Origin of the sequence: Streptomyces genisteinicus (assembly GCF_014489615.1) — a bacterium.
Classification (GTDB): Bacteria; Actinomycetota; Actinomycetes; order Streptomycetales; family Streptomycetaceae; genus Streptomyces; species Streptomyces genisteinicus.
The window spans coordinates 1,071,104-1,096,478 of record NZ_CP060825.1 but is presented as its reverse complement, the minus strand read 5'-3'; the positions used below and the strand labels follow the sequence as shown (position 1 = coordinate 1,096,478).

General features: G+C 73.1%; 24 protein-coding genes. 22 read left to right on the top strand and 2 right to left on the bottom strand.

Features of this window, described 5'->3' with window-relative positions; all coding sequences use genetic code 11:
- Nucleotide 1 precedes the first annotated feature (1 nt).
- The 7 genes from IAG43_RS04795 (at nt 2) to nusB (ending at nt 5,448) form a co-directional block, all read left to right on the top strand.
- A complete protein-coding gene (locus IAG43_RS04795; RefSeq protein ID WP_246574694.1) occupies nt 2-526 on the top strand; it encodes a shikimate kinase in 525 nt (174 codons plus the stop codon).
- On the top strand, nt 523-1,617 hold the full coding sequence (gene aroB, locus IAG43_RS04790) for a 3-dehydroquinate synthase (protein ID WP_187739509.1): 1,095 nt from the start codon (nt 523-525) through the stop codon (nt 1,615-1,617). The genes IAG43_RS04795 and aroB overlap by 4 nt, the downstream gene beginning before the upstream one ends.
- Entirely contained in the window at nt 1,614-2,054 is a 441-nt protein-coding gene (gene aroQ, locus IAG43_RS04785; protein ID WP_187739508.1) for a type II 3-dehydroquinate dehydratase, read from the top strand. The genes aroB and aroQ overlap by 4 nt, the downstream gene beginning before the upstream one ends.
- Before the next feature lie 184 nt (nt 2,055-2,238).
- Nucleotides 2,239-3,102, top strand: coding sequence for a Pro-rich N-terminal domain-containing protein (locus IAG43_RS04780; protein WP_187739507.1), 864 nt, complete (start codon nt 2,239-2,241; stop codon nt 3,100-3,102).
- A gap of 184 nt (nt 3,103-3,286) precedes the next feature.
- Nucleotides 3,287-4,393, top strand: a complete 1,107-nt coding sequence (locus IAG43_RS04775) for a M24 family metallopeptidase (protein ID WP_187739506.1) — start codon at nt 3,287-3,289, stop codon at nt 4,391-4,393.
- 57 nt (nt 4,394-4,450) lie between these two features.
- Complete coding sequence (gene efp / locus IAG43_RS04770; protein ID WP_147990772.1) at nt 4,451-5,017, top strand: elongation factor P; 567 nt, start codon at nt 4,451-4,453, stop codon at nt 5,015-5,017.
- Nucleotides 5,018-5,019: 2 nt separating this feature from the next.
- On the top strand, nt 5,020-5,448 hold the full coding sequence (gene nusB / locus IAG43_RS04765; RefSeq protein ID WP_187739505.1) for a transcription antitermination factor NusB: 429 nt from the start codon (nt 5,020-5,022) through the stop codon (nt 5,446-5,448).
- 185 nt (nt 5,449-5,633) lie between these two features.
- On the opposite strand, the gene bldD is transcribed toward nusB, so the two are convergent.
- The gene (gene bldD / locus IAG43_RS04760; protein WP_015032294.1) at nt 5,634-6,134 is read right to left on the bottom strand and encodes a transcriptional regulator BldD; all 501 of its coding nucleotides are present in this window, start codon (nt 6,132-6,134) and stop codon (nt 5,634-5,636) included.
- A 230-nt stretch (nt 6,135-6,364) separates the two neighbouring features.
- On the opposite strand from bldD, the gene pyrR reads away from it, so the two are divergent.
- From pyrR to IAG43_RS04690, 14 genes are all read left to right on the top strand, one after another.
- A complete protein-coding gene (gene pyrR, locus IAG43_RS04755) occupies nt 6,365-6,943 on the top strand; it encodes a bifunctional pyr operon transcriptional regulator/uracil phosphoribosyltransferase PyrR (RefSeq protein ID WP_187739504.1) in 579 nt (192 codons plus the stop codon).
- An 89-nt stretch (nt 6,944-7,032) separates the two neighbouring features.
- Nucleotides 7,033-8,010, top strand: a complete 978-nt coding sequence (locus IAG43_RS04750; RefSeq protein ID WP_187739503.1) for an aspartate carbamoyltransferase catalytic subunit — start codon at nt 7,033-7,035, stop codon at nt 8,008-8,010.
- Nucleotides 8,011-8,015: 5 nt separating this feature from the next.
- Nucleotides 8,016-9,302: a dihydroorotase gene (locus tag IAG43_RS04745; protein WP_187739502.1), complete on the top strand. Its 1,287-nt coding sequence runs from the start codon at nt 8,016-8,018 to the stop codon at nt 9,300-9,302.
- A gap of 11 nt (nt 9,303-9,313) precedes the next feature.
- Nucleotides 9,314-9,883 carry a PH-like domain-containing protein gene (locus IAG43_RS04740; protein WP_187744295.1) on the top strand — a complete coding sequence of 190 codons (570 nt, stop codon included), beginning with the start codon at nt 9,314-9,316 and terminating at the stop codon, nt 9,881-9,883.
- Nucleotides 9,880-11,031: a glutamine-hydrolyzing carbamoyl-phosphate synthase small subunit gene (gene carA, locus IAG43_RS04735; protein ID WP_187739501.1), complete on the top strand. Its 1,152-nt coding sequence runs from the start codon at nt 9,880-9,882 to the stop codon at nt 11,029-11,031. Before IAG43_RS04740 ends, carA begins: the two co-directional genes overlap by 4 nt.
- The gene (carB, locus tag IAG43_RS04730) at nt 11,024-14,332 is read left to right on the top strand and encodes a carbamoyl-phosphate synthase large subunit (RefSeq protein WP_187739500.1); all 3,309 of its coding nucleotides are present in this window, start codon (nt 11,024-11,026) and stop codon (nt 14,330-14,332) included. The genes carA and carB overlap by 8 nt, the downstream gene beginning before the upstream one ends.
- Before the next feature lie 53 nt (nt 14,333-14,385).
- Nucleotides 14,386-15,498 carry a quinone-dependent dihydroorotate dehydrogenase gene (locus tag IAG43_RS04725; RefSeq protein WP_187739499.1) on the top strand — a complete coding sequence of 371 codons (1,113 nt, stop codon included), beginning with the start codon at nt 14,386-14,388 and terminating at the stop codon, nt 15,496-15,498.
- Complete coding sequence (gene pyrF / locus IAG43_RS04720; protein WP_187739498.1) at nt 15,495-16,343, top strand: orotidine-5'-phosphate decarboxylase; 849 nt, start codon at nt 15,495-15,497, stop codon at nt 16,341-16,343. Before IAG43_RS04725 ends, pyrF begins: the two co-directional genes overlap by 4 nt.
- Before the next feature lie 266 nt (nt 16,344-16,609).
- Nucleotides 16,610-16,933 (top strand): integration host factor, encoded by a 324-nt coding sequence (locus tag IAG43_RS04715; protein WP_005319887.1) that lies wholly within the window; start codon nt 16,610-16,612, stop codon nt 16,931-16,933.
- 130 nt (nt 16,934-17,063) lie between these two features.
- Nucleotides 17,064-17,627 (top strand): guanylate kinase, encoded by a 564-nt coding sequence (gene gmk / locus IAG43_RS04710; RefSeq protein WP_187739497.1) that lies wholly within the window; start codon nt 17,064-17,066, stop codon nt 17,625-17,627.
- A 45-nt stretch (nt 17,628-17,672) separates the two neighbouring features.
- Nucleotides 17,673-17,945, top strand: coding sequence for a DNA-directed RNA polymerase subunit omega (gene rpoZ, locus IAG43_RS04705; RefSeq protein WP_005319902.1), 273 nt, complete (start codon nt 17,673-17,675; stop codon nt 17,943-17,945).
- A 128-nt stretch (nt 17,946-18,073) separates the two neighbouring features.
- Nucleotides 18,074-19,288, top strand: coding sequence for a bifunctional phosphopantothenoylcysteine decarboxylase/phosphopantothenate--cysteine ligase CoaBC (gene coaBC / locus IAG43_RS04700; RefSeq protein WP_187739496.1), 1,215 nt, complete (start codon nt 18,074-18,076; stop codon nt 19,286-19,288).
- A 350-nt stretch (nt 19,289-19,638) separates the two neighbouring features.
- Nucleotides 19,639-20,847, top strand: coding sequence for a methionine adenosyltransferase (gene metK / locus IAG43_RS04695; RefSeq protein WP_187739495.1), 1,209 nt, complete (start codon nt 19,639-19,641; stop codon nt 20,845-20,847).
- Between the two features lie 112 nt (nt 20,848-20,959).
- Entirely contained in the window at nt 20,960-23,107 is a 2,148-nt protein-coding gene (locus IAG43_RS04690) for a primosomal protein N' (protein WP_187739494.1), read from the top strand.
- A 563-nt stretch (nt 23,108-23,670) separates the two neighbouring features.
- On the opposite strand, the gene IAG43_RS04685 is transcribed toward IAG43_RS04690, so the two are convergent.
- On the bottom strand, nt 23,671-24,183 hold the full coding sequence (locus IAG43_RS04685; RefSeq protein ID WP_187739493.1) for a hypothetical protein: 513 nt from the start codon (nt 24,181-24,183) through the stop codon (nt 23,671-23,673).
- A 236-nt stretch (nt 24,184-24,419) separates the two neighbouring features.
- On the opposite strand from IAG43_RS04685, the gene fmt reads away from it, so the two are divergent.
- Complete coding sequence (gene fmt / locus IAG43_RS04680; protein ID WP_187739492.1) at nt 24,420-25,352, top strand: methionyl-tRNA formyltransferase; 933 nt, start codon at nt 24,420-24,422, stop codon at nt 25,350-25,352.
- Nucleotides 25,353-25,375: the final 23 nt, after the last annotated feature.

The following is a 25,375-nucleotide window of genomic DNA, read 5'->3' as shown; positions in this document are numbered from 1 at the left end:
CATGGGATCCGGCAAGACCACCGTCGGCGAACTGCTCGCCGAGCGGCTCGGCGTGGCGTTCCGCGACACCGACGCCGACATCGTCGCCGCCGAGGGCCGCGAGATCTCCGACATCTTCGTCGACGAGGGCGAGGCCCGCTTCCGGGAGCTGGAGCGCACCGCGGTCGCGGCCGCGGTCGCCGGCCACCCCGGGGTCCTCGCCCTCGGCGGCGGCGCGGTCCTCGACGAGGGCACCCGCGGGCTGCTCGGCGGCCTGCCGGTCGTCTACCTCTCGATGGAGGTGGAGGAGGCCGTCCGCCGGGTCGGCCTCAACCAGGCCAGGCCGCTGCTCGCCGTCAACCCCCGCCGCCAGTGGCGGGAGCTGATGGACGCCCGCCGCCACCTCTACACCGAGGTCGCCCGCGCCGTCGTCGCCACCGACGACCGCACCCCCGCCGAGGTCGCCGACGCCGTCCTCGACGCGCTGGAGCTGAAGACCGAGACACCGGGGGAGACGACCCCGGACCCCCGCCAGGAGAAGCAGTGACGGACCAGGCAGTGACACGTATCCAGGTCGGCGGCACGGCCGGCACCGACCCCTACGAGGTGCTGATCGGCCGCCAGTTGCTCGGCGAGCTGCCGGGCCTCATCGGGACGCAGGCCCAGCGGGTGGCCGTCGTGCACCCCGAGGCGCTCGCCGAGACGGGCGAGGCGCTCCGCGCCGACCTCGCCGACCAGGGCTACGAGGCCGTGGCCGTCCAGGTGCCGAACGCCGAGGAGGCGAAGACCGCCGAGGTCGCCGCCTACTGCTGGAAGGCCCTCGGCCAGACCGGCTTCACCCGGACCGACGTCATCGTCGGGGTCGGCGGCGGCGCCACCACCGACCTCGCCGGCTTCGTCGCGGCGACCTGGCTGCGCGGGGTGCGCTGGATCGCCGTCCCGACCACCGTGCTCGCCATGGTCGACGCGGCCGTCGGCGGCAAGACCGGCATCAACACCGCCGAGGGGAAGAACCTCGTCGGCGCCTTCCACCCGCCGGCCGGGGTCATCTGCGACCTGGCCGCGCTGGACTCGCTGCCCGTCAACGACTACGTCAGCGGCATGGCCGAGATCATCAAGGCGGGCTTCATCGCCGACCCGGTCATCCTCGACCTCGTCGAGTCGGACCCGCAGGGCGCCCGTACGCCGGACGGTCCGCACACCGCCGAACTCATCGAGCGCTCGATCCGGGTCAAGGCCGACGTGGTCTCCAGCGACCTGAAGGAGTCGGGGCTGCGGGAGATCCTCAACTACGGTCACACCCTGGCCCACGCCATCGAGAAGAACGAGCGCTACAAGTGGCGGCACGGCGCGGCCGTCTCCGTCGGCATGGTCTTCGCCGCCGAGCTGGGCCGCCTCGCGGGCCGGCTCGACGACGCCACCGCCGACCGGCACCGCAGCGTCCTGGAGTCCGTCGGGCTGCCGCTCACCTACCGCGGCGACCAGTGGCCCAAGCTGCTGGAGACCATGAAGGTCGACAAGAAGTCCCGCGGCAGCGTGCTGCGCTTCATCGTCCTCGACGGGCTCGGCAAGCCGACCGTGCTGGAGGGCCCCGACCCGGCCGTGCTGCTCGCGGCGTTCGGAGAGGTCTCCGCGTGAGCCGCCGCGTCCTGGTCCTCAACGGGCCGAACCTGGGCCGCCTCGGCTCCCGCGAGCCCGACGTCTACGGCTCGACGTCCTACGCGGGCCTGGTCGAGGCGTGCGGGACGCTGGGGAAGGAACTCGGCCTCGACGTCGAGGTGCGGGAGACCAACGACGAGGGCGAGATGATCCGCTGGCTCCACGAAGCAGCGGACCATGCGATTCCGGTCGTTCTCAACCCGGGGGCCTTCACCCACTACTCGTACGGGATGCGGGACGCCGCGGCGCAGCGGACCGCGCCCCTCGTCGAGGTGCACATCTCCAACCCGTACACGCGGGAGGCGTTCCGCCACACCTCCGTGGTCGCCGCCGTGGCCAGCGGCACGGTGGCCGGCTTCGGCATCGGCTCCTACCGGCTGGCGCTCCGCGCGCTGGTGGAGGAGCTGGACGCCTGACCCGCTGCGCCCGGCCCGGCCCGACGGCCCTGTCCGGAGGGGCGGTTCGCGCCGCCCGGGGCCGTCGCCGCGGCGACGGCCCCGGGCGGTCGCACATCCGAACGGTCGCGAAAGGGTAACGTTCGGGGTCGGGGGGCCGACGGCCGCCCGTCAGCGTCAGTCGTACGAGACGGAGTTGCACCGGATGCAGCACGCAGTGGGGGCTCCGCTGCCGCCGCCCCACGGACCGGGGCAGGGGCCGGCCGCATGGACACCCAGCGCTCACCACCCCGGGCCGGTGCCCGGCCCGCCCGGCGGGCCGCCGCCTCCGCCGCCCCCGCAGGGGCCGCCGGGGCCGCACCCCTCGGCGCCGCCGGTGCCCGGCGGCTGGACCGGACCCGCGCCCCGGCACCCCTCGGGACCGCCGCTGCGCGAGACGACGGGACACGTCCAGCTGCCGCCGGGCGAGCCCGTCCCCCTGCCCGCTCCGCCGCCGTCCGACGGCACGGGCGCCGCCATGCTCGCCGTGCTGCTCATCGGCCCCGCGGGGGCGGGGAAGACCACGGTCGCCCGCCACTGGGCCAGGACCCGTAGGGTGCCCACCGCGCACATCAGCCTCGACGACGTCCGCGAATGGGTCTGCTCGGGGTTCGCCGACCCCCAGGACGGCTGGAACGACCACTCCGAGGCCCAGTACCGCCTGGCGCGCCGCACCTGCGGCTTCGCCGCCCGCAACTTCCTCGCCAACGGGATCTCCTGCATCCTCGACGACGCGGTCTTCCCCGACCGTCCCGTCGTCGGCCTCGGCGGCTGGAAGCGCCACGTCGGCCCCGGCCTGCTGCCCGTGGTGCTCCTCCCCGGTCTGGAGATCGTCCTCGAACGCAACGCGGAGCGCTCCGGCAACCGCCGCCTCTCCGACGAGGAGGTCGCGGGGATCCACGGCCGGATGGCGGGGTGGTACGGCTCGGGCCTGCCGATCATCGACAACTCCAAGTACGACGTGGAGACCACCGCCCGCGTCCTCGACGAGGTCCTGGCCCGCGCGATCGCCAGCCCGCCGACCTGGTAGGCCCCCGGGCGGGCGGCGGCTTGCCGGCCCGTCCGGCTGCTGGGGGCCGGGCCGCTTCCCAGCGGATCTCGCGGCGGGCGGTCCGGGATCGCGCGCCGGACGGGCCGGATCTCCCGCCGCCGCGGGAACACCCGCCCGGGTCCGTCGCCGGGCCGAGTGCCCCGGGGACTCGTACGCTCGAGGAATGTCCGAGGTCTATGGCGTCCGCCGCGGCCGGCTGCGTGACCGCTGCGCGGCGGCCGGAAGCGCGGCGGTCCTGGTGTCCCGGCCCGCCAATGTCCGCTATCTCGCCGGTGCCGCCCCGCCCGGTGCCGCCCTGCTGCTGGGCGGCCGCGAGGACGTGCTGCTGTGCCCCCCGGGCCCGGAGGGCGATCCGCCGTCCGGGCGGCCCGACGACGGGCTCCGGATCGCCGTGCTGCCGGCCGGCGCCGCCGACCCCGTCGTCGCCGCCGCGGAGCTGGCCCAGGGCGCGGGCGCGCCGGCGCTCGCCGTCGAGGAGCACCACCTGACGGTCGCCCGCCACCGAGCCGTCGCCGCGGCCGCCCCACGGGTGCGGATCGCCGACCTGGGCCTCGCCGTCGAGCAGCAGCGCATCGTGAAGGACGACGACGAGATCGCCTCGCTGCGCATCGCCGCCGAGATCACCGACCAGGCGCTCGGGGAGCTGCTGGAGTCGATCCTCGTCGGCCGGACCGAACGGCATCTCGCCCTGGAGCTGGAGCGCCGCCTCGTCGACCACGGCGCCGACGGCCCCGCCTTCCCCACCTCCGTCGCCACCGGGCCCCACAGCGGCCTCCAGGGCCACCGGCCCTCGGACCGGCGGGTGGAGGAGGGCGACTTCCTCTCCGTCTCGCTCGGCGCGAACTACCGCGGCTACCGCTGCGAGATCGGCCGCACCTTCGTGATCGGCACCTCGCCCGCGGACTGGCAGATCGAGCTGTACGACCTGGTCTTCGCCGCTCAGCGCGCCGGGCGACAGGCCCTGCGGCCGGGGACGGCGTACCGCGACGTGGACCATGCGGCCCGTCAGGTGCTGGACGCCGCGGGGCACGGCGAGCACCTCGCCCCGCGGACCGGGCACGGTGTCGGGCTGGAAATCGGTGAGGACCCGCAACTGGCCCCTGCGGCCATGGGTAAACTGGACGCTTGCGTGCCGGTCACCGTCGAACCGGGGGTCCACCTCCCGGGACGGGGCGGGGTCCGGATCGATGACACGCTCGTCGTGCGCCAGGAGGCGGACGGCGGACCCGAGCTACTCACCATCACGACCAAGGAGCTGCTCGCGCTCTAGCGCGCACCCGCGGCCACTTCGTCGTCCACCAGCGTCAGTCCAGGAGATTCCGCAACCGTGGCTTCCACGAACGACCTCAAGAACGGCATGGTGCTCAAGCTCGACGGAGGCCAGCTCTGGTCCGTCGTCGAGTTCCAGCACGTCAAGCCCGGCAAGGGCCCTGCCTTCGTGCGCACCAAGCTCAAGAACGTGCTCTCCGGCAAGGTCGTCGACAAGACCTTCAACGCAGGCGTGAAGGTCGAGACGGCCACCGTCGACCGCCGTGACATGCAGTTCTCGTACATGGACGGCGAGTACTTCGTGTTCATGGACATGCAGACGTACGACCAGCTCATGGTCGACCGCAAGCAGGTCGGCGACGCGGCGAACTTCCTCATCGAGGGCTTCACCGCCAGCGTCGCGCAGCACGAGGGCGAGGTGCTCTACGTCGAGCTCCCGGCCGCAGTCGAGCTGGTCATCGAGCACACCGAGCCCGGGGTGCAGGGCGACCGCTCCACCGGCGGCTCCAAGCCCGCGCGCCTGGAGACCGGCTACGAGATCCAGGTCCCGCTCTTCATCACCACCGGAGAGAAGATCAAGGTCGACACCCGCTCGGGCGACTACCTCGGCCGGGTGAACAGCTAACCGTGGCCGCCCGTAACAAGGCCCGCAAGCGCGCCTTCCAGATCCTCTTCGAGGCCGACCAGCGCGGTGCGTCCGTGCAGAGCGTCCTCGCGGACTGGGTGCGGCACGCGCGGTCGGACGACCGCCAGCCGCCGGTCGCCGAGTACACGATGGACCTCGTCGAGGGGTACGCGGCGCACGCGGACCGCATCGACGAGCTGATCGCCACGTACGCGGTCGGCTGGACGCTGGACCGTATGCCGGTCGTCGACCGCAACATCCTCCGCCTCGGCGCGTACGAGCTGGTGTGGGTGGACGAGACGCCGGACGCGGTGGTGATCGACGAGGCGGTGCAGCTCGCCAAGGAGTTCTCCACCGACGAGTCGCCGTCCTTCGTGAACGGCCTGCTGGGCCGTTTCAAGGACCTCAAGCCGAGCCTGCGCCGCGACTGACCGAGCGGCCGGCCGGACGGCTTCCACCGGGCCCGGGGCGGGAGGACCACCATCCTCCCGCCCCGGGCCCGGTGCGTTGTGCGCACCGGGCCCGGGGACGTGAACGCGCCCGAGGGCGGGACCGGTCCGGGACCGGTCCCGCCCTCGGGCGTGACGTTTTTTCAGAAGGGGTGTGCGGGGGTCGCTCAGTTCTCCTCGTGCGCGACCGCGCGACGGGCGTCCGCGTCCAGGACGCCCCAGCTGATGAGCTGCTCGGTCAGCACCGAGGGGGACTGGTCGTAGATCACGGCCAGGGTGCGCAGGTCGTCCTGGCGGATCGAGAGCACCTTGCCGTTGTAGTCCCCGCGCTGCGACTGGATCGTGGCCGCGTACCGCTGGAGCGGGCCCGCCTTCTCCTGCGGGACGTGCGCCAGGCGCTCCAGGTCGAGGACGAGCTTCGGCGGCGGCTCGGCGGCCCCGCCCGGCGTCGTGCCCGGAAGCAGCTCCTGCACCGGGACGCCGTAGAAGTCCGCCAGCTCGGCGAGGCGCTGCACGGTCACGGCACGGTCGCCGCGCTCGTACGAACCGACCACGACGGCCTTCCAGCGGCCCTGGGACTTCTCCTCCACGCCATGGAGGGAAAGCCCCTGCTGGGTGCGGATGGCGCGGAGCTTGGCCCCGAGCTGCTTTGCGTATTCGCTGGACATATGGCTCCCCGGACGCATGGACAACGTGCGGCTCCGCCGCGCGACTGGTAACTCACTGTGAGGTTACGCAGCGTGACTTGGCTGAGTCAAGCCGAATGGTCCGGACCGGTTCCGGCCACGGACCGGCGTACCCGGATCAGTACACCCATGAAGCCCTGGTAACGTGGACGGCGCAATTCCGACGTCCTTTAAGAGCCGTCCCGTGAGACGGAGAAGGAGGTCCGTTTCGTATGGACGCACAGCACAGCACCGATGCCGCCCGGCCCGTTCTGGAGGCCCCGGACATCGCGCGGGCACTGACCCGCATCGCCCACGAGATCGTCGAACGCGCCAAGGGCGCCGACGACGTGGTGCTCCTCGGCATCCCGACGCGCGGCGTGCACCTCGCCCGCCGGCTCGCCGACAAGCTCGAAGGCATCACCGGCCAGAAGATGGCCATCGGCTCGCTCGACACCACCATGTACCGCGACGACCTGCGCCTGAAGCCCGCGCGGACGCTCGCCCGCACCGAGATCCCCGCCTCCGGCGTCGACGGCCGCCTCGTCGTCCTCGTCGACGACGTGCTCTTCTCGGGGCGCACCATCCGCGCCGCGCTGGACGCCCTCGGCGACATCGGCCGCCCGCGCGCCGTGCAGCTCGCCGTGCTCGTCGACCGCGGCCACCGCGAGCTGCCCATCCGCGCCGACTACGTCGGCAAGAACATCCCCACGTCGCTCCGCGAGACGGTCCGGGTCCAGCTCGCCGAGGAGGACGGTCGCGACACCGTGCTGCTCGGGCTGAAGGACACCGCTCCGGCCGGCGAGCAGTAGCTCCGCCGTACCGCCACCCCCGCGTACGGCGAGCGCTGCCGCGCGCCCGCATGCCTGTCTGACTCCACAGATCTGGAGAGAACACCCCGATGATGCGCCACCTCATCTCGGCCGCCGACCTCACCCGCGACGAAGCGGTCCGCATCCTCGACACCGCCGAGGAGATGGCCCGGGTCGCCGACCGGCCGATCAAGAAGCTCCCGGCCCTGCGCGGCCGGACCGTGTGCAACCTCTTCTTCGAGGACTCGACCCGCACCCGGATCTCCTTCGAGGCCGCCGAGAAGCGCCTCTCCGCGGACGTCATCAACTTCGCCGCCAAGGGCTCCAGCGTCTCCAAGGGCGAGTCCCTGAAGGACACGGCGCAGACCCTGGAGGCCATGGGCGTCGACGCGGTCGTCATCCGGCACGGCGCCTCCGGCGCCCCCTACCGGCTCGCCACCTCCGGCTGGATCGACGCCCCCGTCATCAACGCCGGCGACGGCACCCACCAGCACCCCACCCAGGCCCTGCTGGACGCCTTCACCATGCGCCGCCGCCTCGTCGGCCGCGACGCCGGGATCGGCCAGGACCTGGCGGGCCGCCGGATCACCCTCGTCGGCGACGTGCTGCACAGCCGGGTCGCCCGCTCCAACGTCGACCTGCTGCACACCCTCGGCGCCGAGGTCACCCTCGTCGCGCCGCCCACCCTGGTGCCGGTCGGCGTCGAGGCATGGCCCTGCGAGGTCTCCTACGACCTCGACGCGGTGCTCCCCAAGTCCGACGCCGTCATGATGCTGCGCGTCCAGCGCGAGCGGATGAACGCCGCGTTCTTCCCCACCGAGCGCGAGTACTCCCGCCGCTACGGCCTCGACGGCGACCGGATGGCCAGGATGCCCGGCCACGCCATCGTGATGCACCCCGGACCCATGGTCCGCGGCATGGAGATCACCGCCGAGGTCGCCGACTCCGACCGCTGCACCGTCATCGAGCAGGTCGCCAACGGCGTCTCCATCCGGATGGCCGTCCTCTACCTGCTGCTCGGCGGCAACGAATCCGACGCACCCAACCCCCGTACCGAGGAGAAGTAAGAACCATGAGCAAGATCCTTATCCGCGGGGCGAAGGTGCTGGGCGGCGAAGCCCAGGACGTGCTGATCGACGGCGAGACCGTCGCCGCCGTCGGCACCGGGCTCTCCGCCGAGGGCGCCCGGGTGATCGAGGCCGGGGGCCAGATCCTGCTGCCGGGCCTCGTCGACCTCCACACCCACCTGCGCGAGCCGGGCCGCGAGGACTCCGAGACCGTGCTGACCGGCACCCGCGCCGCCGCGAGCGGCGGCTACACCGCCGTGTTCGCCATGGCCAACACCTTCCCCGTCGCCGACACCGCCGGCGTCGTCGAGCAGGTGTACCGGCTCGGCAAGGAGTCCGGCTACTGCGACGTGCAGCCCATCGGCGCCGTCACCGTGGGCCTGGAGGGCAAGAAGCTCGCCGAGCTCGGCGCCATGCACGACTCCGCCGCCGGCGTCACCGTCTTCTCCGACGACGGCAAGTGCGTCGACGACGCGGTCATCATGCGCCGCGCCCTGGAGTACGTGAAGGCCTTCGGCGGCGTCGTCGCCCAGCACGCCCAGGAGCCCCGCCTCACCGAGGGCGCCCAGATGAACGAGGGCGTCGTCTCCGCCGAACTCGGACTCGGCGGCTGGCCCGCCGTCGCCGAGGAGTCGGTCATCGCCCGCGACGTCCTGCTCGCCGAGCACGTCGGCTCCCGGGTGCACATCTGCCACCTCTCCACCGCGGGTTCCGTGGAGATCGTCCGCTGGGCCAAGTCCCGCGGCATCGACGTCACGGCCGAGGTCACCCCGCACCACCTGCTGCTCACCGACGAGATGGTCCGCAGCTACAACCCCGTCTACAAGGTCAACCCGCCGCTGCGCACCGAGCGCGACGTGCTGGCCCTGCGGGAGGCGCTCGCCGACGGCACGATCGACATCGTCGCCACCGACCACGCGCCGCACCCCCACGAGGACAAGGACTGCGAGTGGGCCGCGGCCGCCATGGGCATGGTCGGCCTGGAGACCGCGCTCTCCGTCGTCCAGCAGACGATGGTCGAGACCGGGCTCCTCGACTGGGCCCAGGTGGCGGACCGGATGTCGTTCGCCCCCGCGCGCATCGGACGGGCCCAGGGCCACGGACGGCCCGTCTCGGCTGGTGAGCCCGCGAACCTCACGCTGGTCGATCCGGCATACCGTGGTGTGGTGGACCCCGCGGGCTTCGCCTCCCGCAGCCGCAACACCCCCTACGAGGGCCGCGAGCTGCCGGGACGCGTCACCCACACCTTCCTGCGGGGCCGGGCAACGGTCGTGGACGGGAAGCTGGCGTGACACCTGCACTGATGAATCTGGCCGCACAGGCCGCCGCCGACGCCGAGCGGAAGTCGGCGGAGGTCACCGACTGGGCCGCCCGGATCGGCTGGGTGGTCGGCCTGCTCCTCTTCGTCGCCTTCGTCTACTGGCTGATGCGCCAGGGATGGAAGTGGCGCGGCAGCCTCCAGTCCGACCTGCCCGAACTCCCCGAGGCGCCCGAGGCGCCCGGCGAGGCGCTGCTCACGATGACCGGCCGCTACCACGGCTCCACCACGGCCGGGCAGTGGCTCGACCGGATCGTGGCCCACGGCCTCGGCGTGCGCAGCCGCGCCGAACTCACGCTCACCGACCAGGGGCTCACCGTGGTGCGCCCCGGGGCCCGGGACTTCTTCGTACCGGCCGGCGCCCTGCGCGGCGCCCGGCTCGACAAGGGCATCGCGGGCAAGGTCCTCGCCGAGGGCGGTCTGCTGATCGTCACCTGGGCGCACGGGGACCGGGAGATCGACTCCGGCTTCCGCTCGGACCACGCGGCCGAGCAGACCACCTGGGTCGACGCAATCGAGAACATGATCAAGACGACGGAAGGCACCGCACGATGACGATCTCCACCCGGGGAGCCGGCAAAGCTCCCGCCGTACTCGTCCTGGAGGACGGCCGCATCTTCCGCGGCCGCGCCTACGGGGCCGTGGGGGAGACCTTCGGCGAGGCGGTGTTCAACACCGGCATGACCGGATACCAGGAGACCCTCACCGACCCGTCCTACCACCGCCAGGTGGTCGTGATGACCGCCCCCCACGTGGGCAACACGGGCGTCAACGACGAGGACGACGAGTCGAAGCGGATCTGGGTCTCCGGCTACGTCGTCCGCGACCCCGCCCGCATCCCCTCCAACTGGCGCTCCCGCCGCTCCCTCGACGAGGAGCTCGCCTCCCAGGGCGTCGTCGGGATCTCCGGCATCGACACCCGCGCGCTCACCCGCCACCTGCGCGAGCGCGGCGCCATGCGCGTCGGGATCTTCTCCGGCCAGGCGCTCGGCGACGACGCGGAGCTGCTCACCCGCGTCCAGCAGGCCCCCGAGATGAAGGGCGCCGACCTCTCCGCCGAGGTCGCCACCACCGAGACCTACGTGGTGCCGGCCATCGGCGAGAAGAAGTTCACCGTCGCCGCCCTCGACCTCGGCATCAAGGGCATGACCCCGCACCGGATGGCCGAGCGCGGCATCGAGGTGCACGTGCTGCCCGCCACCGCCACCGCCGAGCAGGTCTACGCGGTGAACCCGGACGGCGTCTTCCTCTCCAACGGCCCGGGCGACCCGGCCACCGCCGACCTCACGGTCATCAAGGCGGTCCTGGAGCGCCGGACCCCGCTCTTCGGCATCTGCTTCGGCAACCAGCTCCTCGGCCGGGCCCTCGGCTTCGGCACCTACAAACTGAAGTACGGCCACCGCGGCATCAACCAGCCGGTGCAGGACCGCACCACCGGCAAGGTCGAGGTCACCGCGCACAACCACGGCTTCGCCGTCGAGGCCCCGCTCGACAAGGTCTCCGACACCCCCTACGGCCGCGCCGAGGTGTCCCACGTCTGCCTGAACGACGACGTGGTCGAGGGCCTGCGGCTGCTCGACCAGCCCGCCTTCAGCGTCCAGTACCACCCCGAGGCGGCCGCCGGCCCGCACGACGCCGCGTACCTCTTCGACCGCTTCACGTCTTTGATGGAAACCGCTCTGATGGAGGCCGAGCGTGCCTAAGCGCACCGATATCCAGTCCGTCCTGGTCATCGGCTCCGGCCCGATCGTCATCGGCCAGGCCGCCGAGTTCGACTACTCCGGCACCCAGGCCTGCCGTGTCCTCAAGGCCGAGGGCCTGCGGGTCATCCTGGTCAACTCCAACCCGGCCACGATCATGACCGACCCGGAGATCGCCGACGCCACCTACGTCGAGCCGATCACCCCCGAGTTCGTCGAGAAGATCATCGCCAAGGAGCGCCCCGACGCGCTGCTGCCCACCCTCGGCGGCCAGACCGCGCTCAACACCGCGATCTCCATGCACGAGCAGGGCGTGCTGGAGAAGTACAACGTCGAGCTGATCGGCGCCAACGTCGAGGCGATCAACAAGGGCGAGGACCGCGACCTCTTCAAGGAGGTCGTCGAGGCCGTCCGCGGCAAGATCGGCCACGGCGAGTCCGCCCGCTCGGTGATCTGCCACTCCATGGACGACGTCATCGCGGGTGTCGACACCCTCGGCGGCTACCCCGTCGTCGTCCGCCCCTCCTTCACCATGGGCGGCGCCGGCTCCGGCTTCGCGCACGACGAGGAGGAGCTGCGCCGCATCGCCGGCCAGGGCCTCACGCTCTCCCCGACCACCGAGGTGCTCCTGGAGGAGTCCATCCTCGGCTGGAAGGAGTACGAGCTGGAGCTGATGCGCGACAAGAACGACAACGTCGTGGTCGTCTGCTCCATCGAGAACTTCGACCCGATGGGCGTCCACACCGGCGACTCCATCACCGTGGCGCCCGCGATGACGCTCACCGACCGCGAGTACCAGCGGCTGCGCGACATCGGCATCGCGATCATCCGCGAGGTCGGCGTCGACACCGGCGGCTGCAACATCCAGTTCGCGGTCGACCCGGCCGACGGCCGGATCATCGTCATCGAGATGAACCCCCGCGTCTCCCGGTCCTCGGCGCTCGCCTCCAAGGCGACCGGCTTCCCGATCGCCAAGATCGCCGCGAAGCTCGCCGTCGGCTACACGCTGGACGAGATCCCGAACGACATCACCGAGAAGACCCCGGCCTCCTTCGAGCCCACCCTCGACTACGTCGTGGTCAAGGCCCCGCGGTTCGCCTTCGAGAAGTTCCCCTCCGCCGACTCCACCCTCACCACCACCATGAAGTCGGTGGGCGAGGCCATGGCCATCGGCCGCAACTTCACCGAGGCCCTCCAGAAGGCCCTGCGCTCCCTGGAGAAGAAGGGCAGCCAGTTCGACTTCACCGGCGACCCGGGGGACAAGGACGAGCTGCTGCGGGACGCCGTGCGCCCGACCGACGGCCGGATCAACACCGTCATGCAGGCCATCCGCGCGGGCGCCACGCCCGAGGAGGTCTTCGAGGCGACCCGGATCGACCCCTGGTTCGTCGACCAGATGTTCCTGATCAAGGAGTACGCCGACGAGCTCGCCGCGGCCGAGAAGCTGGAGCCGGAGCTGCTCGCCGAGGCCAAGCGCCACGGCTTCTCCGACGCCCAGATCGCCGGCATCCGCGGTCTGCGCGAGGACGTCGTCCGCGAGGTGCGCCACGCGCTCGGCATCCGCCCGGTCTACAAGACGGTCGACACCTGCGCCGCCGAGTTCGCCGCCCGCACCCCGTACTTCTACTCGTCCTACGACGAGGAGTCCGAGGTCGCGCCGCGGACCAAGCCCGCCGTGATCATCCTCGGCTCCGGGCCCAACCGCATCGGCCAGGGCATCGAGTTCGACTACTCCTGCGTCCACGCCTCCTTCGCGCTGCACGACGCCGGGTTCGAGACCGTGATGGTCAACTGCAACCCGGAGACCGTCTCCACCGACTACGACACCTCCGACCGGCTCTACTTCGAGCCGCTCACCCTGGAGGACGTGCTGGAGATCGTGCACGCCGAGTCGCTGGCCGGCCCCATCGCCGGAGTCGTGGTCCAGCTCGGCGGCCAGACGCCGCTCGGCCTGTCCCAGGCGCTCAAGGACAACGGCGTCCCCGTCGTCGGCACCTCCCCGGAGGCCATCCACGCCGCCGAGGACCGCGGCGCCTTCGGCCGGGTGCTCGCCGAGGCCGGACTGCCCGCCCCGAAGCACGGCACCGCCACCACCTTCGCCGGCGCCAAGGCCATCGCCGACGAGATCGGCTACCCGGTCCTCGTCCGCCCGTCCTACGTGCTCGGCGGCCGCGGCATGGAGATCGTCTACGACGAGGCGCGCCTGGAGGCGTACATCGCCGAGTCCACCGAGATCTCGCCGACCCGCCCCGTCCTGGTGGACCGCTTCCTCGACGACGCGATCGAGATCGACGTCGACGCCCTCTACGACGGCCACGAGCTCTACCTCGGCGGCGTCATGGAGCACATCGAGGAGGCCGGCATCCACTCCGGCGACTCGGCCTGCGCGCTGCCCCCGATCACCCTCGGCGGCTTCGACATCAAGCGCCTGCGCGCCTCCACCGAGGCCATCGCCAAGGGCGTCGGCGTGCGCGGTCTGATCAACATCCAGTTCGCCATGGCCGGCGACATCCTCTACGTGCTGGAGGCCAACCCCCGCGCCTCCCGCACCGTGCCCTTCACCTCCAAGGCGACCGCCGTGCCGCTGGCCAAGGCCGCCGCCCGGATCTCGCTCGGCGCGACCGTCGCCGAGCTGCGCCAGGAGGGCCTGCTGCCGCGCAGCGGGGACGGCGGCACCCTGCCGCTGGACGCGCCGATCTCCGTCAAGGAGGCCGTCATGCCGTGGTCGCGCTTCCGCGACGTCCACGGCCGCGGCGTCGACACCATCCTCGGCCCGGAGATGCGCTCCACCGGCGAGGTCATGGGCATCGACTCGGTCTTCGGCACCGCGTACGCCAAGTCGCAGGCCGGCGCGTACGGCCCGCTGCCGACCAAGGGCCGCGCGTTCGTCTCGGTCGCCAACCGGGACAAGCGCTCGATGATCTTCCCGGCGCGCGAGCTGGTCGCCCACGGCTTCGAGCTGCTGGCCACCTCCGGCACCGCCGAGGTCCTCAAGCGCAACGGCCTCCACGCGACCGTGGTGCGCAAGCAGTCCGAGGGCGTGGGCCCGAACGGCGAGAAGACCATCGTCCAGCTCATCCACGACGGCGAGGTCGACCTCATCGTCAACACCCCGTACGGCACCGGCGGCCGCCTCGACGGCTACGACATCCGTACGGCGGCGGTGGCCCGCTCCGTACCGTGCCTCACCACGGTCCAGGCCCTCGCGGCGGCCGTCCAGGGCATCGACGCGCTGAACCGCGGCGACGTCGGCGTCCGATCGCTCCAGGAACACGCCGAACACCTGACCGCGGCCCGCGACTAGTCACCCGAGGGGGACACCGGAAACGGTGTCCCCCTCCTCATGAGGACACCACCGTGTACAAACTCTTCTTCGCCCTGGTCTTCACCCGGATGGACCCCGAGAAGGCCCACCACCTCGCCTTCCGCTGGATCCGCCTCGCCGCCCGCGTCCCCGTACTGCGGACCTTCGCCGCCGCGGTGCTCGCCCCCCGGTACGAGGAACTGCGCACCGAGGCGCTCGGCCTGCGGATGCACGGGCCGTTCGGCCTCGCGGCCGGCTTCGACAAGAACGCCCAGGCCGTCGACGGCATGGCGATGCTCGGCTTCGACCACGTCGAGATCGGCACCGTCACCGCCGAGCCCCAGCCGGGCAACCCCAGGAAGCGCCTCTTCCGGCTGGTGCCGGACCGCGCCCTGATCAACCGGATGGGCTTCAACAACGAGGGCTCCGCCGCCGTCGCCGCGCGCCTGGCGGCCCGCCGCGAGGTCTTCCGCACCACCCTCGGCGTCAACATCGGCAAGACGAAGACCGTCCCCGAGGAGGAGGCCGTCGCCGACTACGTCGCCTCCACCGAGCGCCTGGCCCGCCACGCCGACTACCTCGTCGTCAACGTCTCCTCGCCCAACACCCCCGGCCTGCGCAACCTCCAGGCCACCGAGTCGCTGCGCCCGCTGCTCACCGCCGTGCGCGAGGCCGCCGACCGCACCGTCACCGGCCGCCGGGTGCCGCTGCTCGTCAAGATCGCCCCCGACCTCGCCGACGAGGACGTCGACGCGGTGGCCGATCTGGCGCTCGAACTCGGCCTGGACGGCATCATCGCCACCAACACCACCATCGCCCGCGAAGGTCTCGGCCTGACCTCGCCGCCCGGCGTCGTGGCGGAGACCGGCGGCCTCTCCGGCGCCCCCGTCAAGGCCCGCTCCCTGGAGGTGCTGCGCCGCCTGTACGCCCGCGTCGGCGACCGCATCACCCTCGTCGGCGTCGGCGGCGTCGAGAACGCCGAGGACGCCTGGCAGCGCATCCTCGCCGGGGCCACCCTCGTCCAGGGCTACAGCGCCTTCGTGTACGAGGGCCCGTTCTACGCCCGGGCGATCCACAAGGGCCTCGCCGCACGCCTCGCGGCCAGCCCGTACGCCACCCTCGCCGAGGCCGTCGGCGCCGAGACACGGAAGGCAGCCACCGCATGAGCCCCCTGGAACCGTTCGGCACCCGTCTGCGCCACGCCATGGACACCCGCGGGCCGCTCTGCGTCGGCATCGACCCGCACGCCTCGCTGCTCACCGCCTGGGGCCTCGCCGACGACGTCGCCGGCCTGGAGCGGTTCACCCGCACCGCCGTGGAGGCCCTCGCCGACCGGGTGGCCGTCCTCAAGCCCCAGTCCGCCTTCTTCGAGCGCTTCGGCTCCCGGGGCATCGCCGTCCTGGAGAAGGCCGTCGAGGAGGCCCGCGCGGCCGGCGCCCTGGTGCTGATGGACGCCAAGCGCGGCGACATCGGCTCCACCATGGGCGCCTACGCGGAGACCTTCCTGCGCAAGGACTCGCCGCTCTTCTCGGACGCCGTCACCGTCTCCCCGTACCTCGGCTTCGGATCGCTGCGGCCCGCCCTGGACCAGGCCGTGCTGAGCGGCAGCGGGGTCTTCGTCCTCGCGCTGACCTCCAACCCGGAGGGCGCCGAGGTGCAGCGCGCCACGGCCGCGGACGGGTCCTCGCTCGCCGCGGTGATGCTGCGGCACATGGCGGCGGAGAACGAGGGGGCCGACCCGCTCGGGTCGGTCGGCGCGGTCGTCGGCGCCACCCTCGGGGACGCGGGCGTCGACCTCGCGATCAACGGTCCGCTGCTCGCCCCCGGCATCGGGGCCCAGGGGGCGACCCCGGCCGACCTTCCCCGGGTCTTCGGCGCGGCGGTGGGCAACGTGGTGCCGAGCGTCAGCCGCGGGGTCCTGCGGCACGGACCGGACGCCGCGGCGCTGCGGTCCGCCGCCGACCGCTTCGCCGACGAGGTCCGCGAGGCCGTGGCCTCGGCGGGGGTCTGAGCAGCGGCGAAGGTGCCTCCGGGCCCGGCCTTGACATTTTCTTCACGGAAATGTCGGTCGTTTCGTCTGAAAAGTCCTGGTCGGTCGATGCTGACCAGGACTTTTCGTCCGTTCTCGCTGACTGGAGCCGTGTTGGCCGCTAGTCTCCGTCCCAGAGCGCGCGAGCAGGGCGGTGAACTGCACTGTTCGACGCTCACCGGGTGCGGGACCGTCTTCGGTCCCCACCGGTCCGTATCCGACAGTTCGACATCCGAGGTGACGTAGGCGTGGCTCTTCCGCCCCTTACCCCTGAACAGCGCGCAGCCGCGCTCGAAAAGGCCGCCGCGGCTCGCCGGGAGCGGGCCGAGGTCAAGAATCGACTCAAGCACTCCGGCGCCTCCCTCCACGAGGTCATCAAGCAGGGCCAGGAGAACGACGTCATCGGGAAGATGAAGGTCTCGGCCCTCCTGGAGTCCCTGCCCGGCGTGGGCAAGGTCCGCGCCAAGCAGATCATGGAGCGGCTCGGCATCTCCGAGAGCCGCCGCGTGCGCGGCCTCGGCTCCAACCAGATCGCCTCCCTGGAGCGGGAGTTCGGCGGCGGCGCCGCCTGACGCCCCTGGTGCCCCGCCCGGCACACCGGCCGGTGGGCGGCCCGGTCCGCGGAAGCGGCCGGCGCCCGCCGCCCGGCCGGCTCCGCCGGGCGCGGCACGAGGCACTCCCGGGAAGCTGGATAATCGCTTCATGGCAGCAGAGGTACGTCCGCGGCTGACCGTGCTCTCCGGCCCTTCGGGGGTCGGCAAGAGCACGGTCGTCGCGCATATGCGCAAGGTCCACCCCGACGTGTGGCTCTCGGTGTCGGCCACGACCCGCAAGCCGCGTCCCGGCGAGAAGCACGGTGTCCAGTACTTCTTCGTCGGCGACGACGAGTTCGACAAGCTGATCGCCAACGGCGAGCTGCTGGAGTGGGCCGAGTTCGCGGGCAACCGCTACGGCACGCCGCGCCGTGCGGTCCTGGAGCGCCTCGAAGCGGGTGAGCCCGTGCTCCTGGAGATCGACCTCCAGGGCGCCCGCCAGGTCAAGGAGTCCATGCCGGACTCGCAGCTGGTCTTCCTCGCGCCGCCGAGCTGGGAGGAACTGGTCCGCAGGCTCACCGGCCGCGGCACCGAGTCCGCCGAGGTGATCGAGCGGCGCCTCGGGGCGGCCAAGGTCGAGCTCGCCGCGGAGGCGGAGTTCGACACCACCCTGGTCAACACCTCCGTCGAAGGCGTGGCCCGCGAGCTGCTAGCCTTGATGGCAGTTGTTTGATCTTTTGTCCGAATCTTTTGTGCACGTTCTTCGGAAGGCTAGAGAGTGTCCTCTTCCATCACCGCGCCCGAGGGCATCATCAACCCGCCGATCGACGAGCTGCTCGAGGCCACTGACTCGAAGTACAGCCTCGTGATCTACGCGGCCAAGCGCGCGCGTCAGATCAACGCGTACTACTCGCAGCTCGGTGAGGGCCTGCTGGAGTACGTCGGCCCCCTGGTGGACACCCACGTCCACGAGAAGCCGCTCTCGATCGCCCTGCGTGAGATCAACGCGGGACTGCTGACCTCCGAGGCCATCGAGGGCCCGGCCCAGTAGGCGCACCACGTTCTCGGCCACAGGCCCGGCGGATCCTCCGCCGGGCCTGTGGCGTGCCCCGGGCGGGGACGCCCCGCGCGGGGTGGTGCAGCATGGACACGTAGCGCATCCGAGTGCGGGGAGAGGCAGTGGACAAGCCGAAGGTGGTTCTGGGGGTCAGCGGGGGCATCGCCGCCTACAAGGCGTGCGAACTGCTGCGCAGGCTGACCGAGTCCGGGCACGACGTGCGGGTGGTGCCCACCGCGTCCGCCCTGAACTTCGTGGGGGCGGCCACCTGGTCGGCGCTCTCCGGCAACCCCGTCTCCACCGAGGTCTGGAACGACGTCCACGAGGTCCCCCACGTGCGCATCGGCCAGCACGCCGACCTCGTGGTGGTGGCCCCCGCCACGGCGGACACGCTGGCCAGGGCGGCGCACGGGCTCGCCGACGACCTGCTCACCAACACCCTGCTCACGGCCCGCTGTCCGGTGGTCTTCGCCCCCGCGATGCACACCGAGATGTGGGAGCACCCGGCCACCCGGGAGAACGTCGCCACACTGCGCCGCCGCGGCGCCGTGGTCGTCGAGCCCGCCGTCGGCCGGCTCACCGGCGTGGACACCGGCAAGGGCCGGCTGCCCGACCCGGGCGAGATCTTCGAGGTCTGCCGCCGGGTCCTCGCCCGCGGCACGGCCGCCCCCGACCTCGGCGGACTCCATGTGGTGGTCAGCGCCGGCGGCACCCGCGAGCCGCTGGACCCGGTGCGGTTCCTCGGCAACCGCTCCTCGGGCAAGCAGGGGTACGCCCTGGCCCGTACCGCGGCCGCGCGCGGCGCCCGGGTCACCCTGGTCGAGGCCAACACCGGCCTGCCCGACCCGGCGGGGGTCGACGTGGTGCACGTCGGGACCGCGGTGCAGCTCCGCGAGGCGGTGCTGAAGGCGGCTGCGGAGGCCGACGCCGTCGTCATGGCCGCGGCCGTGGCCGATTTCCGTCCCGCCGAGTACGCCACCGGCAAGATCAAGAAGAAGGACGGCGTGGAGGCCCCCGCGGTCACCCTCGTCCGCAACCCGGACATCCTCGCGGAGATCTCCGCCGACCGCGCCCGCACCGGCCAGGTGGTCGTCGGCTTCGCCGCCGAGACGGACGACGTCCTCGCCAACGGACGCGACAAGCTGCGCCGCAAGGGCTGCGATCTGCTCGTCGTGAACGAGGTGGGGGAGCGCCGGACCTTCGGCTCCGAGGAGAACGAGGCCGTCGTCCTCGCCGCCGACGGCGCCGAGACACCGGTGCCGCACGGCCCGAAGGAAGCCCTCGCCGACATCGTCTGGGACCTCGTCGAAGCCCGGGTGGACCGGGCCGGCCGCTGACCGGAGGGCAGGCTCCGCGGGACGCCGCGGCCCCGCCGCGTCCCGCGGTGTGAGACAGCTCATGGCCCGGGCCGGGCTCCCCGCCCGGCCCGGCGAACTCTCGGCGACCCCCGGGTGAAGAACAGCACCCAGGTAAAACCCGCCAAATGTGGCGAATCACTCCGCTCGCAGGCGCTATGGTCGTACCGTCTCGGTCATGGACCACAGGTCAGGGGGCTCCCACGCTGCGAGACGGGTTGTCCGGCTGCGGAACGCGACCGATAAACTGGTCCGCGGAACGTCGCGGGGCGCAGCCCCCTGCCGATCCGTTCAATGATCAGCCAGCAGCCGCTGCAACCCCAGGGAGCGATGTGTCCCGCCGTCTCTTCACCTCGGAGTCCGTGACCGAGGGCCACCCCGACAAGATCGCCGACCAGATCAGCGACACGATCCTCGACGCCCTGCTCACGGAGGACCCGACCTCCCGGGTCGCCGTCGAGACCCTGATCACCACGGGCCTCGTGCACGTCGCCGGCGAGGTGACCACCAAGGCCTGGGCGGACATTCCGACCCTCGTGCGCAACAAGATCCTCGAGATCGGCTACGACTCGTCGAAGAAGGGCTTCGACGGCGCCTCCTGCGGCGTCTCGGTGTCCATCGGCTCCCAGTCCCCGGACATCGCGCAGGGCGTCGACACGGCGTACGAGAAGCGCGTCGAGGGCGACGAGGACGAGCTCGACAAGCAGGGCGCGGGCGACCAGGGCCTGATGTTCGGGTACGCGTGCGACGAGACGCCCGAGCTGATGCCGCTGCCGATCCACCTGGCCCACCGGCTCTCCCGCCGGCTGTCCGAGGTCCGCAAGAACGGGACCATCCCCTACCTGCGCCCGGACGGCAAGACGCAGGTCACCATCGAGTACGACGGCGACAAGGCGGTCCGCCTCGACACCGTGGTGGTGTCGTCGCAGCACGCGTCCGACATCGACCTGGACTCGCTGCTCGCGCCCGACATCCGCGAGTTCGTCGTCGAGCACGTGCTGAAGCAGCTCGTCGAGGACGGCATCAAGCTGGACACCGACGGCTACCGGCTGCTGGTCAACCCGACCGGGCGCTTCGAGATCGGCGGCCCGATGGGCGACGCCGGCCTCACCGGCCGCAAGATCATCATCGACACCTACGGCGGCATGGCCCGCCACGGCGGCGGCGCCTTCTCCGGCAAGGACCCGTCGAAGGTGGACCGCTCGGCCGCGTACGCCATGCGCTGGGTCGCCAAGAACGTCGTGGCGGCCGGTCTCGCGGCCCGCTGCGAGGTCCAGGTCGCGTACGCCATCGGCAAGGCGGAGCCGGTCGGTCTCTTCGTCGAGACCTTCGGAACCGCCACCACCGACGTCGAGAAGATCGAGCAGGCCATCTCCGAGGTCTTCGACCTCCGCCCGGCCGCGATCATCCGCGATCTCGACCTGCTCCGCCCGATCTACGCGCAGACCGCGGCCTACGGCCACTTCGGCCGCGAGCTCCCCGACTTCACCTGGGAGCGCACCGACCGCGTCGAAGCGCTCCGCGCGGCGGCCGGCATCTGAGCCGCACCCGCACCGGGCCCCCGACCGCACCAGCGGCCGGGGGCCCGGTGGCGTTGCGGCCGGTGCCCGGGCCGGGCCTTGGTGTCGGCGGGCTCTGGTAGGAATATTGGCTGTGAGCAGCGACGACGAGCAGCCGACGGAGCCCGCGGACGGCGGGCCGGAGCAGCTTGCGCTCATCCGCGAGACCGTACGCAGGGCCCAGGTGCCGAAAGCCAAGCCGCGCACCTGGCGCGGGGCCGCGCTGGCGAAGGACCGGCCCGTCGCACGCGTCATGGTGGACAAGGGCGTGCTCCACCTCGACCGCCTCTGGGACTACGCCGTACCCGAGGAACTCGACGCCGCCGCCCAGCCCGGGGTCCGCGTCCGCGTCCGCTTCGGAGCCGGCACCCACCAGGTGCGCGGCGGGCGCCGGGAGGGCGGCGGGCTCATCGACGGCTTCCTCGTCGAGCGGCTGGCCGAGTCGGACTACAGCGGACCGCTCGCCGCGCTCGCCCATGTCGTCTCGCCCGAGCCGGTCCTCAGCCCCGGCATGCTCGACCTCGCCCGAGCGGTCGCCGACCGGTACGCCGGCAGCCTCGCCGACATCCTCCAGCTCGCCGTGCCGCCCCGGAACGGCAAGGCGGAGGCCCGGCCGTCCCCCGATCCGCTGCCGCCACCGCCCGCTCCCGACCCCGGGCCCTGGGACCGCTACGCGCACGGACCCGCCTTCCTGACGTCGCTCGCGGCCGGCCGCACCCCACGCGCCGTGTGGACGGCCCTCCCCGGCCCGCACTGGCCGGAGGAACTGGCGCGGGCCGTCGCCGCCACCCTCGCCTCCGGGCGCGGCGCCCTGGTCGTCGTCCCCGACGGGCGCCGGGCCGCCCGGGTCGACGAGGCGCTCACCGCCCTCCTCGGTCCGGGACGCCACGCCCTGCTCACCGCCGACTCGGGGCCGCAGAAGCGGTACGGCCAGTGGCTCGCCGTGCGCAGGGGAGCGGTGCGCGCCGTGGTCGGCACCCGCGCCGCCATGTTCGCGCCGGTCCGGGACCTCGGCCTGGTCGCCGTCTGGGACGACGGCGACGCGAGCCACAGCGACGACCACGCGCCCTTCCCGCACGTCCGCGAAGTGCTGGAGCTGCGGTCCGCCCACGACGACTGCGCCTTCCTGCTGGGCAGCACGAGCTGCACCGTCGAGGCGGCGCAGCTCGTGGAGAGCGGCTGGGCCCGGCCCCTGGTCGCCGACCGGGCACGGGTCAGGGCCGCCGCCCCGCTGGTGCGGACCGTCGGCGACCACGACCTGGCCCGCGACGAGGCGGCCCGGGCCGCCCGCCTGCCGAGTCTCGCCTGGCAGGCGGTGCGCGAGGGCCTGCGGGACGGTCCCGTGCTCGTCCAGGTCCCCCGGCGCGGCTACGCGCCCCGCCTCGCCTGCGAGCGGTGCCGCACCCCGGCCCGCTGCCGCCACTGCGCCGGGCCGCTCGCCGCGGCGGACGAGCGCGAACTGCACTGCGTGTGGTGCGGCACCGCGGAGAACGACTGGCACTGCCCGGAGTGCGGCGGCTTCCGGCTGCGCGCGCAGATCGTCGGCGCGCGGCGCACGGCGGAGGAGCTGGGGCGCGCCTTCCCGGCCGTGCCGGTGCGCACCTCGGGCCGGGACCATGTGCTCGACACGGTTCCCGGCCGGCCCGCGCTCGTCGTCTCCACGCCGGGGGCGGAACCGGTCGCCGAAGGCGGGTACACGGCCGCCCTGCTGCTCGACGGCTGGGCCATGCTCACCCGGCCGGACCTGCGCGCGGGCGAGGAGGCGCTGCGGCGCTGGATCGCCGCCGCGTCCCTGGTGCGGGGGCAGGACGAGGGCGGCACGGTCGTCGTGGTGGCGGAGCCGACGCTGCGGCCCGTGCAGGCGCTCGTCCGCTGGGACCCGGTGGGCCACGCCCTGCGGGAACTGGCGGAACGGGCGGAGCTGCGCTTCCCTCCGGTCTCGCGGATGGCGGAGGCGACCGGGAGAGGCGCGGCGGTCGCGGAGTTCCTCGCCACCGCGGAGCTGCCGCCGGGCACGGAGGTGCTCGGTCCGGTCCCGCTCCCGGTCACCGAGCCGGGCCGGGGCCCGCGCCGCCCGGGGGACCCGCCCGTGGGCGAGCGCTGGGAGCGGGCACTGCTGCGGGTGCCGCCGGGCAGCGGAGCGGCGCTGGCCGCGGCCCTCAAGACGGCTCAGGTCTCCCGGCTCGCCCGCGGCGGCACGGACCCGGTCCGCATCCGCGTGGACCCGCCGGACATCGGCTGACAGGGGGCGCGAGCACCCTCCGAGGGCGGCGTGCCGCGCCGGAGCCGGGTGGAGCGGTCGGGTGTCCGGGTCGAGGTCCGGTCGGGGCGGGTGGTCGGGCTTCCGGTGCGGGTTCCGGTCGGTCGGGCCTTCGGTGCGGGTTCCGGTCGGGGTGGGGGCGCTCGCCGGACGTGCCGGTCGGGCGTCCGGGTCGTGTTCCGGGCGAGGTGGGCGGTCGGGCCCTCGGTGCGGGCCCCGGTCCGGGGCTCGGCGGGAGCCGGCAAGTGTTCCGGTAGGGGTGACCGGGGGCGGGTGCGCGGGGCGGGCGCGCTGTCGGCGGCCGGGTACGGCGGGCCCGGGTGCGTGCCGGGCGCCGCCGCCGCACGGGACGGCGACCGGGGGCGGTGGGCCGGTGCGTCCGCGGGGAGGGGCGGCACCTCGCGAGCACCCGGGGAGGAACGGCACCGTGGCCGGCGGGCGTACGCGGTGCCGCTCCTCCGGTCATGAGGGGCGCCGAGCGGCCGGTTCGGCGGCCCGCCGCGGGTACGCGTGCGCCCCGGCCGGAGGGCCGGGGCGCACGGGGGTCAGCCGTTGCGCGGGCCCGGGAACGCCCCGTGGCGCGGGTCCGACGGCTGGGGCGGCATCGAGCGGGCGGCGGGCACCGCGGGAAGCGGCCCGGGGACCGTCCGCGTGGTGGTGCTCTCGGGCAGCCGCTCCGCCTCCGTGACGGGCCCCGGCTGCGGGGCCGTCGCGCGGCGCGATCCGTAACGCCGGTGCACGGCCTGCTTGGTGACGCCCAGCGCCGAGCCCACGGCGTCCCAGGAGAAGCCCAGCGAGCGGTCGAAGTCCACGGCCGCCGTCACCAGCGTCTCCACGCTGTCGCGCAGTTCCTGTGCGAGGCGGACGGTCGGGGCGGGCGCCCTGCCGTAGACGACGAAGCCCGTGGACGGGCCGGAGCGGCGCGGGCGGTAGACATTGCCCAACTGGGCGGTGAGCGTGCGCAGGGCGTCCACCTGGCGGCGGACCCGCTCGATGTCCCGCACCAACAGGTGCAGACTCGCCCGGGCTTGGGCGTCGTGGGTTGCGTGGTCGGCCATCGACAAGCCTCTCGAACCGGCGTTGAAAGAGTCCGGGCCGCGTCCGGGCGGCCCGCTTCGGTCAATCTCTCTTGACCAACGCTCGTGCCGCCGATCTGGTCACGCTTCGGGGCGTATGCGCACATGCGCGGGGCGCGCGGTCTTCCGTACGCCCCCTGCGGCACCTCCCCATAGACTGGTGAGCTGCTCGTCACCGCACGCGTCACCGCTCCATCCCGAGAGGCAGTCAGTCACCGATGAGGCTCGTCTTCGCAGGTACCCCCGAGGTCGCCGTTCCCGCCCTGGACGCCCTGATCGCCTCCGGGCGGCACGAGGTCGTCGCCGTCGTCACCCGGCCCGACGCGCCCGCCGGACGCGGCCGGCGGCTGGTCGCGAGCCCGGTCGCCCAGCGGGCGGAGGAGGCCGGTATCGAGGTGCTCAAGCCGGCCCGTCCGAGGGACGAGGCGTTCCTCGCGCGGCTGCGCGAGATCGCGCCGGACTGCTGCCCGGTCGTCGCCTACGGCGCCCTGCTGCCCAAGGCCGCCCTCGACATCCCGGCCCGCGGCTGGGTGAACCTCCACTTCTCCCTGCTGCCGGCCTGGCGCGGCGCCGCGCCCGTGCAGCACGCGATCCTCGCCGGTGACGAGATGACGGGCGCCGCGACCTTCCAGATCGAGGAGGGGCTGGACTCGGGACCGGTGTACGGCGTGATCACCGAGCAGGTCCGGCACACCGACACCAGCGGAGACCTGCTCACCCGCCTGGCGTTCGCCGGAGCCGGCCTCCTCGCCGCGACCATGGACGGCATCGAGGACGGCACCCTGCACGCGGTGCCGCAGCCCGCCGACGGCGTCTCGCTCGCCCCGAAGATCACGGTCGAGGACGCCCACGTCGACTTCACCGCGCCCGCGCTGCGCGTCGACCGCGTGGTCCGCGGCTGCACCCCGGCCCCCGGCGCTTGGACGGTCTTCCGCGGGGAGCGCCTCAAGCTCCTCCACGTCACGCCGCTGCCCGACCGCACCGGCCTCGCCCCCGGCGAGCTGGACGCCGGGAAGAACCACGTCCACGCCGGCACCGGCTCGTACGCCGTGGAGCTGCTGTGGGTGCAGCCGCAGGGCAAGAAGCCGATGCGCGCGGCCGACTGGGCGCGCGGCGTGCGCATCGGCCCGTCCGAGAAGCTGGGCGCCTGAGCCGCCGCGGCTCCCGGCACGGG